Source organism: Mycobacterium sp. G7A2 (assembly GCF_041902445.1).
Taxonomy (GTDB): Bacteria; Actinomycetota; Actinomycetes; order Mycobacteriales; family Mycobacteriaceae; genus Mycobacterium.
In genome coordinates this window covers 2907585-2922568 of sequence record NZ_CP169251.1, presented here as the reverse complement: position 1 = coordinate 2922568, position 14984 = coordinate 2907585, and the positions used below count along the sequence as shown (strand labels likewise).

Annotated in this window: 16 protein-coding genes; 10 read left to right on the top strand and 6 right to left on the bottom strand. The window is 68.0% G+C overall.

The window, feature by feature from the left end:
• The first annotated feature begins 43 nt into the window (after positions 1 to 43).
• The 5 genes from ACEWX3_RS14095 (at position 44) to ACEWX3_RS14075 (ending at position 5714) form a co-directional block, all read left to right on the top strand.
• Complete coding sequence (locus ACEWX3_RS14095) at positions 44 to 742, top strand: DUF899 domain-containing protein (protein WP_374159736.1); 699 nt, start codon at positions 44 to 46, stop codon at positions 740 to 742.
• Between the two features lie 59 nt (positions 743 to 801).
• Positions 802 to 1296 carry a thiol peroxidase gene (tpx, locus tag ACEWX3_RS14090; protein ID WP_207067361.1) on the top strand — a complete coding sequence of 165 codons (495 nt, stop codon included), beginning with the start codon at positions 802 to 804 and terminating at the stop codon, positions 1294 to 1296.
• Between the two features lie 196 nt (positions 1297 to 1492).
• Complete coding sequence (ripD, locus tag ACEWX3_RS14085; protein ID WP_207067360.1) at positions 1493 to 2083, top strand: NlpC/P60 family peptidoglycan-binding protein RipD; 591 nt, start codon at positions 1493 to 1495, stop codon at positions 2081 to 2083.
• Between the two features lie 427 nt (positions 2084 to 2510).
• Positions 2511 to 3686, top strand: a complete 1176-nt coding sequence (locus tag ACEWX3_RS14080; RefSeq protein WP_374159735.1) for a PE-PPE domain-containing protein — start codon at positions 2511 to 2513, stop codon at positions 3684 to 3686.
• A 204-nt stretch (positions 3687 to 3890) separates the two neighbouring features.
• A complete protein-coding gene (locus tag ACEWX3_RS14075; RefSeq protein ID WP_207067359.1) occupies positions 3891 to 5714 on the top strand; it encodes a fatty acyl-AMP ligase in 1824 nt (607 codons plus the stop codon).
• A gap of 10 nt (positions 5715 to 5724) precedes the next feature.
• On the opposite strand, the gene ACEWX3_RS14070 is transcribed toward ACEWX3_RS14075, so the two are convergent.
• Complete coding sequence (locus ACEWX3_RS14070; RefSeq protein ID WP_207067358.1) at positions 5725 to 6429, bottom strand: CPBP family intramembrane glutamic endopeptidase; 705 nt, start codon at positions 6427 to 6429, stop codon at positions 5725 to 5727.
• A 20-nt stretch (positions 6430 to 6449) separates the two neighbouring features.
• On the bottom strand, positions 6450 to 7037 hold the full coding sequence (locus tag ACEWX3_RS14065) for a YdcF family protein (RefSeq protein ID WP_286183194.1): 588 nt from the start codon (positions 7035 to 7037) through the stop codon (positions 6450 to 6452).
• A gap of 122 nt (positions 7038 to 7159) precedes the next feature.
• Between ACEWX3_RS14065 and ACEWX3_RS14060 the strand changes: the two genes are divergently transcribed.
• On the top strand, positions 7160 to 7687 hold the full coding sequence (locus tag ACEWX3_RS14060; protein ID WP_221357817.1) for a hypothetical protein: 528 nt from the start codon (positions 7160 to 7162) through the stop codon (positions 7685 to 7687).
• 5 nt (positions 7688 to 7692) lie between these two features.
• Here ACEWX3_RS14060 and ACEWX3_RS14055 read toward each other — a convergent pair whose 3' ends face one another.
• Positions 7693 to 8127, bottom strand: coding sequence for an MOSC domain-containing protein (locus tag ACEWX3_RS14055; RefSeq protein ID WP_221357423.1), 435 nt, complete (start codon positions 8125 to 8127; stop codon positions 7693 to 7695).
• A gap of 191 nt (positions 8128 to 8318) precedes the next feature.
• On the opposite strand from ACEWX3_RS14055, the gene ACEWX3_RS14050 reads away from it, so the two are divergent.
• Positions 8319 to 9824, top strand: coding sequence for a hypothetical protein (locus ACEWX3_RS14050; protein ID WP_374159734.1), 1506 nt, complete (start codon positions 8319 to 8321; stop codon positions 9822 to 9824).
• Positions 9825 to 9838: 14 nt separating this feature from the next.
• Here ACEWX3_RS14050 and ACEWX3_RS14045 read toward each other — a convergent pair whose 3' ends face one another.
• Positions 9839 to 10591: a S9 family peptidase gene (locus ACEWX3_RS14045; protein ID WP_152517434.1), complete on the bottom strand. Its 753-nt coding sequence runs from the start codon at positions 10589 to 10591 to the stop codon at positions 9839 to 9841.
• A gap of 67 nt (positions 10592 to 10658) precedes the next feature.
• Between ACEWX3_RS14045 and ACEWX3_RS14040 the strand changes: the two genes are divergently transcribed.
• Positions 10659 to 11549 carry a TIGR03854 family LLM class F420-dependent oxidoreductase gene (locus ACEWX3_RS14040; protein ID WP_374159733.1) on the top strand — a complete coding sequence of 297 codons (891 nt, stop codon included), beginning with the start codon at positions 10659 to 10661 and terminating at the stop codon, positions 11547 to 11549.
• On the opposite strand, the gene ACEWX3_RS14035 is transcribed toward ACEWX3_RS14040, so the two are convergent.
• Positions 11529 to 13097 (bottom strand): class I adenylate-forming enzyme family protein, encoded by a 1569-nt coding sequence (locus ACEWX3_RS14035; RefSeq protein ID WP_374159732.1) that lies wholly within the window; start codon positions 13095 to 13097, stop codon positions 11529 to 11531. The two genes, ACEWX3_RS14040 and ACEWX3_RS14035, sit on opposite strands and share 21 nt — an antisense overlap.
• Before the next feature lie 193 nt (positions 13098 to 13290).
• Between ACEWX3_RS14035 and ACEWX3_RS14030 the strand changes: the two genes are divergently transcribed.
• Together ACEWX3_RS14030 and ACEWX3_RS14025 are read left to right on the top strand one after the other, a co-directional pair.
• A complete protein-coding gene (locus tag ACEWX3_RS14030; RefSeq protein ID WP_374159731.1) occupies positions 13291 to 13815 on the top strand; it encodes a DinB family protein in 525 nt (174 codons plus the stop codon).
• A gap of 242 nt (positions 13816 to 14057) precedes the next feature.
• Positions 14058 to 14453, top strand: coding sequence for a DUF4267 domain-containing protein (locus tag ACEWX3_RS14025; RefSeq protein ID WP_374159730.1), 396 nt, complete (start codon positions 14058 to 14060; stop codon positions 14451 to 14453).
• Here the strand turns inward: ACEWX3_RS14025 and ACEWX3_RS14020 are convergent.
• Positions 14436 to 14981 carry a class I SAM-dependent methyltransferase gene (locus ACEWX3_RS14020; protein ID WP_374159729.1) on the bottom strand — a complete coding sequence of 182 codons (546 nt, stop codon included), beginning with the start codon at positions 14979 to 14981 and terminating at the stop codon, positions 14436 to 14438. The two genes, ACEWX3_RS14025 and ACEWX3_RS14020, sit on opposite strands and share 18 nt — an antisense overlap.
• Between the last annotated feature and the right edge of the window lie 3 nt (positions 14982 to 14984).

The window sequence follows — 14984 nt, the reverse complement described above, 5'->3', positions numbered from 1 at the left end:
GCTGTGACAGAACTGAGCGCATCCGCCGGAGAGGGGAGCCCCGATGTCCGAATCCACCGCCCTGCCGCCTGTGGTCGACGCCGCAACATGGCGTTCGGCACTCGAGGCGCTGCGTGCGCGGGAGAAAGCCGCCACCCGCGAACTGGACGCGATCGCCGCGCAACGGCGCCGGCTGCCGATGGTGCGGATGCCCGACTACACCCTGATCGGACCCGACGGACCGGTGCCGCTGATGGACATCTTCGACGGACGCTCACAGCTGATCGTCTACAACCACATGTGGAACGACGGGGCGCACTGGCAGTGCGGCGGCTGCACCGGCTACACCTCGCAGTTCACCCGACTGGAGTTCCTGGACAGCTACGACGCGAAGTTCGTCATCGTCACCGCCGGACCCATCGACGAGGCACTGGCCTACCGGGACCGGGTCGGCAATTCGATGGAGTGGTACTCGTCGTCGGAGAGCGCGTTCGCCGCCGACGTCGACGCCGCTCCCGGTACCGGATTCGCGGTCAACGTGTTCCTGCGCGACGGCGACGCGGTCTATCGCACCTGGCACACCAACGGCCGGGGTACCGAACAGTTGAGCCACACCTTCGGACTCATCGATGTGCTGCCCTGGGGGAGACAGGAGAGCTGGCAGGATTCGCCCGACGGCTGGCCGCAGCGCCCCACCTACTCGGGCTGGCTGGACTCGCCCGACATCGCCCGCCTGTACGGGCCGCCGCCGGGCCGCGACTGAGTGCCACACGGTCCGGACCCGGGCGCGACGACCGGCGCTGCGCTTGGCAGACTGGGCGCATGGCACAGATAACCTTGCGTGGAAACCCGATCAACACCGTCGGAGAACTGCCCGCGGTCGGCTCGCCGGCGCCCAGCTTCACCCTGACCGGAACGGATCTGGGTGAGGTCAGTGCCGAGCAGTTCCGCGACAAGCCGGTGCTGCTGAACATCTTCCCCTCGGTCGACACCCCCGTGTGTGCGGCCAGCGTGCGGACGTTCAACGAGCGTGCCGCGGCCGGCGGGGTTTCGGTGCTGTGTGTGTCGAAGGACCTGCCGTTCGCCCAGAAGCGTTTCTGTGGGGCCGAGGACATCGAGAACGTCACCACGGCGTCGGCGTTCCGTGACAGCTTCGGCGAGGACTTCGGTATCACGATCGCCGACGGACCGATGGCCGGACTGCTCGCGCGCGCCGTCGTGGTGGTGGGCGCCGACGGGAAGGTCACCTACACCGAACTGGTGCCGGAGATCGGCCAGGAGCCGGATTACGACGCCGCGCTGGCCGCCTTGGGCTGAGTGACGGCGGTCACCCTAACGGGTGAGCCGCGCCCGTAGATCACCGTTCGGTTCCGGTACCGCATCGACTTCGTTCACCGTCCTGCGACGACGCTCAGCCACTGTTTTTGGTGGTGTAGAAGTGGTCATAGTGACAGTTGTTAATCGATGTTCCCGGCACCGCACGGTGCCGGCGTGCGGAAAGCGGTGAACTGCGATGGCACGCGTGTGCGCGCTCGTGATGGGGCTTGTGTTGCTGATGGCGACGCCGGGTCTGGCGTCGGCTGACACCCGGTCGGCGACGAACCAGAAGGCGGTCGAGACCGTCATCGCCCGCGCGATGTCCCAGCGGGGCGTGCCGTTCGCCTACGGCGGGGGCGGGGCGTCGGGACCGAGCGCGGGCACCGTCGCGGCATCCGAGCCCGATGAGGCCGAAACCGACGCCGCCGCTTTGGATCTGGTTCCCGGCCTGAACCTCCCGGCCGCCACCCCCAATGTCGCGAGCCCAACGCCGGCGCCCCGTGTGGAGGTGGTCGGTTTCGATGCGTCGGGGCTCATGGTCTACGCGTATGCGGGAGTCGGGGTCAAGTTGCCTCGCTCGTCGGGCGAGCAGTACAAGGTCGGCCAGAAGGTGGCCCCGGCGCAAGCGCTGCCGGGCGACCTCATCTTCTACGGTCCGGAAGGCACGCAGAGCGTCGCGTTGTTCATCGGCAACGGCCAGATGGTCGAAACGACCGACAAGGGTGTCGCCGTCTCGTCGGTGCGCACCAACGGCATGACGCCGTATTTGGTGCGCATTATCGCCTGAAACCGCCCGATCCGCGCAGCAAAGCACTCTATACTCCGGCTCGGCCCCGTCTGGTGAACAGCGCCTGAAGTGCAGCCGAATCGTGCGATTGCTGGCATGATTCCGATCACACGGTGGGCCTTTTCGTGGTGCGCCTGCCGCCTCGGCCCGCTCGCTTTTTCAACCATTCGGTCAAAAGCCCTCTGAACTGGAATGACGGCTATCTCTTGAGGAATTGACGCGTGTGGATTAATGTCCATTTCTGTCTTCGATAGGCCCCAGCTGAGCTGGCAGATACGGACAAGGACCCCCTGTGCGCGGACTCTTCGCGGTTGCTGCGGCCTCTTCAATCGCTGCTTCCAGCGCCTTTGTATCGCCGGACGTCAATTTGGCAGCAAATGTCCTGACGGTCACCGGGTACACCTCGCTCGGTTCATTGGACTGGGACATGGCCGATATGCTGCAGGGCGGGTTCTGTTCGCAGGCCTCCGGAAACACCTGTGACGAGGTCGAATACCTCTCGGGCGTACCCAACATCGGAGAGTCCAGCGGGCTGTGGGCCCTCCGCGCGGCGCTCGCCACCACCGCGCCGCCGACCATGGTGGTGGGCTTCTCCCAAGGGGCGATGATCGCCACCGAATGGATGCTGGAGTACGGCGAAACCGCGTGGGCGCCGACACCGGCCGACCTGTCGTTCGTCCTGATGGCGAACCCGCAACGCAAGTACGGCGGGGTCCGGCCGGTCTACGACATCGAGGACCCCACTCCTGCCGACAATGCCTACCGGGTGCTCGACATCGCCATGGAGTACGACGGTGCGGCCGACGTGCCGGACAACCTGTTCAACCTGCTGGCCGTCGCCAACGCGATCGCCGGCTTCCAGCACATCCACATCGACGGCTACGACGACGTCGACCTCGACACCTCCGAGAAGCTGGTGTGGATCGACGGCAACACGACCTACGTGTTGATCCGCTCGCAGAACATCCCGCTCCTCCAGCCGCTGCGCAACATCGGCCTCGACGCATTGGCCGACGCCCTCAACGATCCACTCAAGCGGATCATCGACTCCGCCTACGATCGCGACTACGTGGGACTGGTCGACGAGGACCTGCACGACGACGTTCTCGCGGAGTTTCCGCACGCCTCCAGCGCGACCCCGGCCGCGACCGCCGCCAGGACGGCCGGACCACAGACCCTCGACGTTGCCGACGCCGCGGCCGGCGACGGTACCGAGGCGACCGCCGAGAGCGCACCCGTCGAGGAGCCGGCCGACATCGATCTCGCCGCAGCCGAGAGTGAAAGCGATTCTGCCGTCGGTGATGTCGACGACAGCGAAGGCGAGCCCGCCGAGCAGGATGTCGAATCGGACGTGGACCTCGAGGACGAGGATGTCGACTCGTCGCCGACCGCCGACGGGGCGGTCGACGAATCGAAGGACGACGACGATGTCGCGCTGTCCGAGGCTGAACCGGACACCGAGGGTGACAACTACGGCGCCACCGGTGAGGCATCGTCGTCGAAGACCGGTGACAGGTCCGCCCCGGATACCGGGTCCGGATCCGCTGACACGTCCGCCTCGGATGACGATTCCGGCTCCGGTGACGACTCCGCGGGGGAGTGAAACGTCGCGGTCTTCTGCCGCGCGGGTGAAGACGTGAAACGCCGCGGGGGCGCGGCGATGTGTGCGATGGACCACAGCGTTCCCGCTTCCATGGCGGCGCCCGCGCAGCGGAAGCATTGCTGGACAGCGACATTGCCGACGCGGCCGGGTCTGCGGACCTGTCCAGCCGACAGCGAGCGCACGCGGCGCGCTTAAACTGCGGTCATGCGCGACGGTGCGGATCATGACATCGGAGTGGGCCTGCTTCAGGTCGAGGACTGCCTCGACGCAGACGGTGGCATCGCGCTGCCGCCGGATGTCACGCTGATCTCCCTGATCCAGCGCAACATCGCCAGTGTCGCCGATGCGGTGGCCTACCGGTACCTCGATTTCGCCAGTGGGGCCGGCCCGGTGGTGGACGAGATCACCTGGCGCGCTTTGGGCGTGCGGATGCGGGCGGTCGGCCATCACGTGCAGTGCGTCGCCGCCCGCGGCGACCGGGTCGCGATCATGGCGCCTCAGGGCTTGGACTACATCGCCGGCTTCTTCGCCGCACTCAACGCCGGGACGATCGCGGTGCCCCTGTTCGCGCCGGAGTTGCCCGGGCACGCGGAGCGTCTGGACACCGCGCTACGGGATGCGCGACCCACGGCGGTGCTGACCACCTCACGGGCTCGCGGCGCGATCGAATCGTTTCTGGACGCCACCGCGCTGCCCGAGCGCCCGGCGGTCATTGCCGTCGACGAGGTCCCCGACGCTGCGGCAGACGATTTCCGGCCCACGCTCATCGACGTCGACGACGTGTCACACCTGCAGTACACCGGTGGTGCCACCCGCGCGCCGGTCGGGGTGGAGATCACTCACCGCGCGGTGGGGACGAACCTTCTGCAGATGATCCTGTCGATCGACCTGCTCGACCGAAACACCCACGGTGTCAGCTGGCTTCCGCTCTACCACGACATGGGCTTGTCGATGATCGGTTTTCCCGCTGTGTATGGCGGCCACTCGACGCTGATGGCGCCGACCGCCTTCATCCGGCGGCCCCTGCGGTGGATCGAGGCGCTGTCGGCGGGCTCGCGCATCGGCCGGGTCGTGACGGCCGCGCCGAACTTCGCCTACGAATGGACTGCTCAGCGCGGGGTGCCCCGCGACGCCGGCGACGTCGACCTGAGCAATGTCGTGATGATCATCGGCTCCGAACCGGTGAGCATCTCGGCGATCGACACTTTCCGTACGGCGTTCACCCCCTTCGGATTGTCCCCGTCGGCGTTCAAGCCGTCCTACGGCCTCGCCGAGGCCACGTTGTTCGTCTCGACCATCGACCCCGGCACCGAGGTGAGTGTGGTCCACCTCGACCGGGATCGCCTTTCCGAGGGGCTCGCTGTCTCTGTGACGGCCGGCGACCCGGCGGCGCTTCCCGTGGTGTCGTGCGGGCACATCGCGCGCAGCCTGTCCTGCGTGATCGTCGACCCGTCGTCGCGAACCGAGTTGCCCGATGGCCTCGTCGGAGAGATCTGGTTGCAGGGAGACAACGTCGGACGGGGCTACTGGGGTCGCCCTGACGAAACCGAGCACACATTCGGCGGCCGCCTCGCCGCGACGAAGGAGGCCGGCCACGCGTCGGGGGCCACCCCGGATCGGGCATGGTTGCGTACCGGCGACCTGGGGTTCTATCTGGAGGGGGAACTGTACGTGGTGGGCCGGCTCGCCGACCTGGTGATCGTCTCGGGGCGCAGCCACTTTCCGCATGACATCGAGGCCACCGCCGCGTCTGCATCGCCGCTGGTGCGGCGCGGCTACATCGCGGCGTTCACCGTGCCGGGTGAGCCGCCCGAGCGTCTGGTGATCGTCGCCGAACGCGCCACCGGCACGGCCCGCGCCGACCCGGCAGCGGCCGTCACCGAAATCCGCGCAGCGGTCGAGGACCGGCACCGGCTCGCCGTGGCCGACGTCCGCGTGGTGCCCGCAGGATCGATCCCCCGCACCACGAGCGGAAAACTGGCTCGCCTCGCGTGCCGCGACGCCTACATGGCCGGCGCGTTCGGCTGAGTCGGACGACTCAGGCAGCAGGTACCGAGCCGGCCACACTGAACATGAGCGCAAGACCCGGCAGAAGATTCGTCACCTGGTGCGCGACGATGCTGGCGCTGAGATTCGCGGTGTACAGCCGCGCCAGCCCGATCGGGATCGCGACGACCAACAGCAGAGGCACACGGGTCAACTCGAGGTGCGCGACGGCGAACACCACGGTGGTGGCGGCGAATGCGGTCCAGCGTCCCCACCGTTGGTCCACCGCGCCCCAGAGCAGGCCACGGTAGACGATCTCTTCACAGACCGGCGCGACGAACACGACGGCCGCGAAGACGACGAGGGCCCACGCCCAGGTGCTCTGCACGTTGCCGAACACCTCGCCGGCGGCACTGTTGGCGCCCTCACCGACCACCCACACCCACAGAGACGCGGCGGGAATCGTGACCAGCAGCCCCAGCCCACCGAACAGCAATCCGAGACCCGCAGCGCGCCAGGACCACTGCAGCGCGAGGTCCGCTCGCGGTCCGTTTCCCCTCACCACGGTGACCGTTACGGCCACGGTCGCGGCCAACAGCGACGGCACCAGAGTCGCCGCCACGGCCGTGGGCACCGGATCCAGGCTCGTGCCGATCAGGAAGACGGCGAATCCGATCGCCGTCGCCAAATAGACCAGTTCGACGAGCACGAAGGCACCCAGCCCCCACCGGTGCCTGCGCTGCGGTTGTGTGTCCACACCGGCGACGCTAACGCGCGCTAGGTGATGGTGATGAACGGGCTGATGACGTCGCGCACGAGTTGGGCGATGTTGGTTGACGGGTCGCCGTCGGGAAAACTGACGGTGGCCAGCACGTTTGCGCCTGCGTCGGCGAAGTTGCCGTCCGCGCGGTTCTGGTGCGTCGAGGAAGTCACCAGGATGATCCCCGTGGTGCCCGCCTGTTCGGCGAGCGGAACCGAGAACGCCGCGTTCTGCACCGTGCTGTTGGCCCGGTCCTCGACGATGATGCGCTCTTCCGGGAAGCCCAGCACGCGCAGCATCTTTCGCATCTGCCCGGCCTCGGTGTTGCCGCCACGGGGGTTGCCGCCCGTGACGATCACGGGGGACTGGGGGAAGAACTGCGCGACAGTCAGACCGGTCAGCACGCGCCTGCGCAGGATCGCGCGCATGGTGCCGTTGTCGTTGAGCCCGTAGCCGAGGATGACCACGGCAGGCCGGGAGAAGTCCTTGGTGGGAGGGGGTGCCGCAGCCGCCACAGGCGGGGAGAACCCTTCGACGAGAAGGCCGGCGCAGAGCAGGAGCGCGGCGCACGCTGCTGCAGCCCGACCGAAACGCTGTCGCTTCATCGTTCGTTTCATCGTCGCCGCGCGCCGGGTCATTACAACCCGGTCTCGAAAGCCCAACGATGTGGCGATCGGTGCGCCCTGCGCTTCGCGCGCCCGGTGCGGGCCGTGTACTGCTGGTGGTGATGTCTGCTCACCGCGCAACCACCGCAACGGCGGCGCTGACCGCCGCCTGCTTGTCGCTGCTCTGCACGGTTGTACCGGCGGCACACGCGGCACCCGACGCCGACAGTCAGGGCTATGTCGACTCGACTGCGCGCTGCTCGGCCCCGGCGAGCGTGGTCGTGTTCGGCAGCACCGGCAGTTCCCGGGTCGCGATCTGTCGCGATTCCGACGGCGAGTATCAATACCGGGGCGTACGGGTGCGCGACGGGGCGCGGCTCATCCTGCCCGCGCAGAGCGCCGGGGATGGCGAATACACCGCCGACAACGACGGCATCGAGTATTCGGTGACGTCGAGCGCGCTTGTCATCAGCTCGGGCGGTGAGGTCATCCGCAGAGAGCCGATGCTGGACTTCCATTCGTCCGGGGTGGCCTCGTCTCCGAAGTCGCCTGGGGCGGGCCCCCAGCAAGCGACGCCCACGCCGACGACACCGCTTCCGCCTCCGCTGCCGGCGGAAGCGGGGGCCGACGACGGGTCCGCCGGCAGCTGACCCGATCAGCTCGGCGCGATGGCCACGTCATCGCCGAGCTGAATCCGTCCGGAGCTCAGAACCCGTAACACCGAGCCGGCCCGGCCCCGGAGTGCGGCTGCCGCACCCGCACCGATGCCGTCGTCGAGCAGCCGGCAGGGCGCCGACACGCGCACCACCTCGAGTTCGACCTCGCCGACGCGCAGGCGCGTGCCCGGTGCGGTCGGGATCATGCCGGCGTCGACCGTGAGGTTGCGCCTTGTCAGTCCGGCGTCGACGGGGGCGCCCAGCTCTTCGGCGGCCGCGTCGAGCAACTCCTGAGACTGGATGGTGACGTGGCGGTGCCGGGTGCCGTGGTAGCGATCTCCGATCAAGCCCTTGCCGGCTTCGGCGTCGACGGCGTCGACCGCGCGCATCGGAATTCGACGGCCCGGTGAGATGTGGATGGCGACGATTCGCACGACGGGGCAGTCTATTGCCGACCGCCGGAACCGGCCAATTCTTTGCTGCACGCAAGTACTGGATTAACTGACGCGCTCGTTAGCAAATGAACTGATAACGAAATTTTCATCCGATGGGCTGGACATCAGGTCACGATACGGATACGTTTCGAGCGGTCGGGGACTCGGACAGCAACACGGAAGGGTCCGTCATGCCCACAGCACGTTCCTATGTCACAGCCGGCGCCGCACTGGTCGGAGCAGGCGTCATCACCGCGACACCGATCACCACACCGAACCTCGGCGAGAGTACTGCCCGGTGGGATGTGGCACTGGCGGCCGCCACGCAGAGCTGCGCCGGGGAGAATGCCGGCGCGCTGTGCACACAGCCCGAAGCGCCCACCGCGCCGACTCCGTTCGCCGCAACACAAGACGCCACCAACGTCTTCAATATTCCGGCGAATCTGTTTATCGCTCTTGCTAATACGCCGTTCAACTTCTTCACCGCACTGGGCGAGGGCAACGTTCAACTCGGATCCGACCCCGAGGGCGACTTCGACTTCCAACCGACCTACGAAGGGGTGACACTCACCCAACCCGACGGCAGCGTGCCCGGTCTGGGACGCAACCTTCGCTACACCGGTAGCTGGTGGCTCTACAGCCAGACCAACATCCTCGGCACCGACCCCGCAGATCCCTCGCGCTACCAGGCGATCACCAACATCCTGATCCCGTTCCCCGAGCTCGCGGTGCCGCTGGGCAACATCGTGGCAACCGTCGCCGCCTCCCAACTTCCCATGGCCACCGGGTGCACCGGAACCGGCCCCGGCGCCTGCGATGACCCAGCCGACATTCTCAGCAAAATGTTCAATGTTAGTGCTATCCCCGCGCTGTTTTCGCCGGAGGGCTACACGTTCCCGGAGACGCGCGCTGGCATCACCTGCGACGAGAGCGGCCAGTGCTACGTCAAGGACGAGGACGGGCCGGAAGTGCCGTGGTCGGGTCAGACCGTCAGACTCGACGCCACCGAACCGTTCACCAACTTCTACGACAGCCTCACCGGCACACCGGACTACTCCGCGATCAAGCCGCTGACCGCTGAACTGGTGGTCAGCAGCCTGATCAGCCTCGGCACGGGGCTGAACACCGCGTTCAATCCCTTCGTCCTCGGGACGCAGTGCACCGTGTGCGCGCCGTTCGTACCCAATCCCGACAACGAGCCCGTGCCGGGTCCGGTGTTCGAGGATCCCGATGTCGACGAGCCGACCGTCGACAGCGTTGCCGCGGAGTCGGTCGCCGCCGCGCCGCAGGATGTCGTCGACGAGGTCGTGACGCCATCGGCTCCGGCACCGACCACCGAAACCGACGACGCCGGCACCGTTGAGGATGCTGACATCGTCGAGGAGCCGGAGGTGACCGAGGACGCCGACGAGCCCGCTTCGACCGGGCCCAAGCACCGCAAGCCCAGCTCAGCAGGCCAGACGCTGCGGCAGGTGCGGGACAGCATCAGCTCGTCGTTCTCGAAGGTCACCGACAGCTTCGGCAAGCGCGATGCAGAGGCGGGCGATTCGGACAGCTCGGCCGGAAAGTCGTCCGACGGCGACGCCGGTTCTGGCAAGGACTCCGGCTCTCGCCGCGACTCCGGTTCCGGCAGCGACTCCGGCTCTCGCAGCGACTCCGGTTCCGGCAGCGACTCGGGTTCCAGCAGCGACGACTGACGGCTGGCGGCCGCTCACAGGTAGGGGTCGGCCCAGGCGCTGATGATCCGCGCAGCGCGCGCCGCCTGGTTCTTGCCGGTCAGCAGATGGTCCGCGCCCTCCAGCGAGATGAAGCTGCGAGGGTGGCGGGCCGTCTGGAAGATGTGGCTGGCATTGTCGATGCCGACGGTGTTGTCGGTCGGGGAGTGCATGACCAGCAGGGGCCGGCGCAGGGTTTCGATGCGGTCGCGCAGATCGGCGGTGCGGACGTCCTCGACGAAGTGGCGGCGCAGGGTCAAAGCCTTGCCCCCGATCGTCAGCTCTGCTTCGCCCTCGGATTCGACGCGATGGACCAGCGTGTCGTAGATGTGCTCGATGTGCGACGGCTGGCACGGTGCACCGACGCTGACCACCGCGGCGACGGTGGGGCACTCGTGCGCGGCCGCCAGCACCGCCGACCCGCCGAACGAATGACCGACCAGCAGTCGTACCTCCCGTCCGGACTCGTTCATGAACTGCACGGCGCGCACCGTGTCGGCGACCTTGTGTGAGAACGAACCGTCACCCCAGTCGCCGGCGGACTGACCGAGGCCCAGGGCGTCGAAGCGCAGCATTCCGATGCCCTCGCTGGCCAGTTGCTTGCAGATTCGGCTGGCCGCGGGACTGTCCTTGCCCAGCGTGAACCCGTGTACGAAGACCCCCCACCCGCGGCACTCGCCCTCGGGTTGGTCGATCAGGCCCGCCAGGGCGGGTCCGCTGCTGCTGGGGAACGTGATGCGCTCTGCCACGCGCACCATCCTGTCACCGCTCACGCGGGCACAGCACGCATACGGCGCATCGCTACGGTGGATAGTCGTGAAGATCCGCTTCGGAGTGGGGCTGGGGCCCGAGACCGCCACGCAGGACCTACCCGGCATCGTCGACCGCCTGGAGGCAGCGGGAGTCGACTCACTGTGGTTCTCCGAGATCGTCTACTCGCAGGCGGTCGACCCCGTCATCGGGATGGCGTTCGCGCTGTCGCGCACAACGGAACTGAAGGTCGGCACCTCGGTGGCGGTGCTGCCGGGCCGCCACCCGGTCCTGGTGGCCAAGCAGCTGGCTTCACTGGCCGCGCTGGCGCCCAAACGGGTGCTCCCGGTGTTCGGTCTGCGCTCGGCACTGCCCGCCGAACGCGACTTGTTCCCCGTTCCGGCAGGCCGTCGCGGTGCGGTGTTCGACGAGGCATTGACCCTGCTCCGTGCCGCACTCGACCCGGACGCCACGGATCCGGTCGCCTTTCGCGGCACCTATCACGATGTACGTGACGTGCGGATTCTCCCCAAAACCGCCGCACCGCTGGACATCTGGCTCGGCGGCGCGTCAGCCGCAGGGTACCGCCGGGTCGGGACGCACGGCGACGGGTGGCTGGGCAGCTTCCTCACCCCCGAGGAGACCGCTGATGCGCACACTCAGATCGTCGCTGCGGCCGGCGAAGCCGGCCGCAGCATCCCTGCCGATCACTACGGCATCAACCTCGCTGTGGGCACCGGTACGCTGCCGGCGGCCGTTGCGGACTCGGTGCGCAGACGACGCCCGGACCTGCGGCCGACGGACCTGGTCGCCGAGGACTGGCCTGCCCTGCATGCACAACTCGACGGCTACCTCGCAGCCGGGCTGACGAAGTTCGTGATCAGACCGGCCGGCCCGGTCGACATGCCGCGCTTCCTCGACGAGTTCGTCCGTGAGCTACTGCCCCGACAGAACTGAGCCGACTACCCAGTCCCGCAGAGCTTTTCGGTTCAATTTACCGCTGGGCAGCGTGGGAATCTGCGCGCTGGACACCGGGATCCACCGAGTGGGCACCTTGTAGGGGGACAACACGTCACGGGCACGACGAGCCAGGGCTTCGAGGTCCAACTGGGCAGTGCCACCAACCACGACCGCGCACACTTCCTCACCTCGCTCGGGATGGTGCACCCCGACCACCACGCACTGCGCCACCTCGTCGAATTCCCCGATCACGGCCTCGACTTCGAGCGGGGAGACGTTGGCCCCCGAGGTCTTGATGAGCTCGGTGCTACGCCCGACATAGAACAGCCGCGGATCGCCGGCGCGGCGGTAGACCCGGTCTCCGGTGTGGTACCACCCGTCCGCGTCGAAGGTCTCCCACCGTTCTTTCTTGTTGTATCCGGCCATCACGCCGATGCCGCGAACCAGCAGTTCTCCGACCACACCGTCGGCGACCGGGGTACCCCCGTCGTCGACCACCGCGATGTCGGTGTAGGCGAAGCCGCCCGCTGTCTCGGACATGGTGCGGTGCACCGGATATCCGTCGGGCACATCGGTCATCGCGATGTCGAGTGGACCGTGACGCAGCATCGGCGCCGACGACAGATCACGGCCGGCGAAGCTGGGATGCTCGCGCATCCGCTGGGTGAACGCCGGCCAACCCACGATGCCGGTGGCCCGTTCGGCCTCGGCGAGGTCCAGGGCCACACCCGCATCGAGTCGTGGCATCAGCAGCAACGTCACCGCCTCGTGCATCGCACCCATGACGGCCAACACGCCACCGATCCAGAACAACGGCATGGCACAGACGATCACCGGTGGATCCTGCGACCCGGTGACGGCCCGGATGGCGGCCGGCCACGTCGAGGTCTGCCGCACCAGGGTTCCGTGGGTGTGCAGAACGCCCTTCGGATCCGCGGTCGATCCCGACGTGTGCACCATGATGGCCAGGTCGGCGGCGGATACCTCGGCCTCGGCCGAAGCCAGCACGTCAGCGCCGACCCGGTCGTCGCCGTCGTCGGTGTCGTCGGTGTCGTCATCGCACCGGGACGCCCAGGCGACACCGGCGCCGGAGGTGAGCGCGATGCGCCGCAGAAACGGTGCAGCCGGCAGCGACAGCCGGTCCGCCCGCTGATCGGCGAGGCCGGGGAATGCCGCCTCCAAACGCGCGGCGACGTCGATGTCCAGCACCCGGGCCGGCGCGACGAGCAGTCCGACGTCGGCCAGCCTGACCACCTTGGCCAGCTCGCCGGGCCGGTACATGGTGCTCAGCGGGACCGCGACCGCGCCGATGCGCGACGCCGCCAGCCACCAGATGATCCACTCGATGTCGTTGGCGAAGAACAACCCGACCCGGGTCCCCTTACCGACGCCGAGAGCCAACATCCACCGGGCCAGTTCCGCGGAGCGCTGTTCGGCCTGACAGTAGGTCAGTCGGCCGGTCGGGCTGACCGCATAGATCCGGTCACCGTGATCGGCGACGGCGCGCGCGAGCAGACCCGGAATGGTCAACGGTGTATCGGGCACGGCTCCGATCATCTCCGATGAGTCCCGTCATCTGAAGCAGCTCCGGAAACGGCTGTGCTCGCATCCGAAGGCCGCGCTCATCTGGTGAGGCTGCGCTCGTATCCGACGGCCGCCTCGTCTGGAACGGTTGCGCTCGTCCGGAATCGGGTCCCTCATCTCGAACGGCCCTGCGAACGGGTGAGAACAGGGTGCGATGATCGCGGCCATGGAAATCGGCGAGCGCGAGACACCACCGTTCAACGGCGACGAACGCACCACGCTGACAGCCTGGTTGGATTTCCAGCGCCGCACGCTGCTGCTCAAGTGCGACGGCCTGGACGACACCACGTTGCGCACCGCATCGGCACCACCGTCATCGTTGACGCTGCAGGGACTGGTGCAGCACCTGGCCGAGGTGGAACGGAATTGGTTTCAGCGGGTGCTGGGCCGGCGGGACGCGCCGCCGATCTACGGCCAGGCGCCGGCCCCCGGCGGGCATGACGGCGGCTTCGAGCTGTCCGAGCAGGTGTCGTTCGCGGATGCGGTGCAACGATGGCGGGCTGAGGTCGACACCGCGCACACCATCTGCGCGGATCACGAACTCGACGACGTGGTTGCGTTCATGGGCACCGAGGTCTCCGTGCGCTGGATCTACCTCCACATGATCGGTGAGTACGCCCGGCACAACGGTCACGCCGACATCCTTCGCGAGCGTCTTGACGGCGTGACGGGGATCTGACCCACGGGCCGGCGCCGCGGGACTGGCGCAGGATCTGGAATCGGCGCCTGTTCGAGCACCACAGCCGATTCCATCGGGTCGCGGTGATGCCGAACAAGGGCCGGGTCGATCACGCACTACTTGCCTTCGCCTGGACGGTGCCGGGGAGTTCAAGCTCGAGGAAGTCGAGCGGGCCGCCGCGCTGACATCCACCCGGACTGATTTCGCTACGGGGCACCGGCGCCCTCGGTAGGGTTCGCGGCATGGCGGTGGACGGTGCGGCGTTGACAGCGGGCGCAATTCGCTTCGCGTCGGGGGTGTCGTTCCTCGTCGATCCGCTGCGGGCCAATCGGTGGTGGGGTGACCCGGACGAACCGCCGCCCACGGCGCGGCTGTTGCTGCGATCGATGGGATACCGCGACGCGTTGATCGGTGCCATGTTGCTCGCGAGCGCGGTACGCGGACGCGACACCCGCGGGTGGTTTCTGGCTTCGGGCGGCGCGGATGCGTCAGATCTGCTGGGCGGGTGGAGCGTGCACGATCAGCTGAGACCATCGCAGAAACTCATCGGGCTCGGCGGCGCGGTCGTCGGGATCGGGGCGGGGTTGTGGGGCGCGACCCGGCCTCCTGCCGCGCGGTCCTCACCGACGGGCGAGTAACCAGGCCTGTCCGTTTGTTTCGGCGCACGCGATCACCTCGAGCGCACCGAACGCGTCGGTGAGTTCACCGGCGTGAGCGCGAAACGGTCCCGGTACGGCACCGACCTCGCTCAACGCGCTGACCGCGAGAAGGCCGCCGGGCGTAAGCCGCGCCACGAGAGCCGCGTCCAGCCGTCGATCGCGGAACATGCTGCACAACAGCACATCGACGAGCCCTCCGGCGGGCAGTCCGGCGTCGAGGTCCATCGCGTCGAAGCGACAGCGCGCGGTGACGCCGCAGCGGCGGGCGAGGTCGCGTGCGGCCCGCACCGCGACGGTCGAGACGTCGACGCCGTGGACCGTCATGCCGCGCCGCGCGAGCCATACCGCGCCGGCGCCGCGGCCGCATGCGACGTCGAGTGCGTTCCCGGCCCGCGGAAACACGTCGGCATACGGACGGAAGGCCGCGGGCAGGTCGACGTCCGCCTCGTCGACGGGGTCGCGGTCTGCATGACGCTGGTCCCAGCGGACTCGGTCTTGCTCGGACATGTC

Bases quoted from the DNA above. Each gene is read 5' to 3' on its own strand.
- ACEWX3_RS14095 (WP_374159736.1), top strand. From the start codon at position 44: ATGTCCGAATCCACCGCCCTGCCGCCTGTGGTCGACGCCGCAACATGG.
- tpx (WP_207067361.1), top strand. From the start codon at position 802: ATGGCACAGATAACCTTGCGTGGAAACCCGATCAACACCGTCGGAGAA.
- ripD (WP_207067360.1), top strand. From the start codon at position 1,493: ATGGCACGCGTGTGCGCGCTCGTGATGGGGCTTGTGTTGCTGATGGCG.
- ACEWX3_RS14080 (WP_374159735.1), top strand. From the start codon at position 2,511: ATGGCCGATATGCTGCAGGGCGGGTTCTGTTCGCAGGCCTCCGGAAAC.
- ACEWX3_RS14075 (WP_207067359.1), top strand. From the start codon at position 3,891: ATGCGCGACGGTGCGGATCATGACATCGGAGTGGGCCTGCTTCAGGTC.
- ACEWX3_RS14065 (WP_286183194.1), bottom strand. From the start codon at position 7,037: ATGAAGCGACAGCGTTTCGGTCGGGCTGCAGCAGCGTGCGCCGCGCTC.
- ACEWX3_RS14060 (WP_221357817.1), top strand. From the start codon at position 7,160: ATGTCTGCTCACCGCGCAACCACCGCAACGGCGGCGCTGACCGCCGCC.
- ACEWX3_RS14050 (WP_374159734.1), top strand. From the start codon at position 8,319: ATGCCCACAGCACGTTCCTATGTCACAGCCGGCGCCGCACTGGTCGGA.
- ACEWX3_RS14030 (WP_374159731.1), top strand. From the start codon at position 13,291: ATGATCGCGGCCATGGAAATCGGCGAGCGCGAGACACCACCGTTCAAC.
- ACEWX3_RS14025 (WP_374159730.1), top strand. From the start codon at position 14,058: ATGGCGGTGGACGGTGCGGCGTTGACAGCGGGCGCAATTCGCTTCGCG.
- ACEWX3_RS14020 (WP_374159729.1), bottom strand. From the start codon at position 14,981: ATGTCCGAGCAAGACCGAGTCCGCTGGGACCAGCGTCATGCAGACCGC.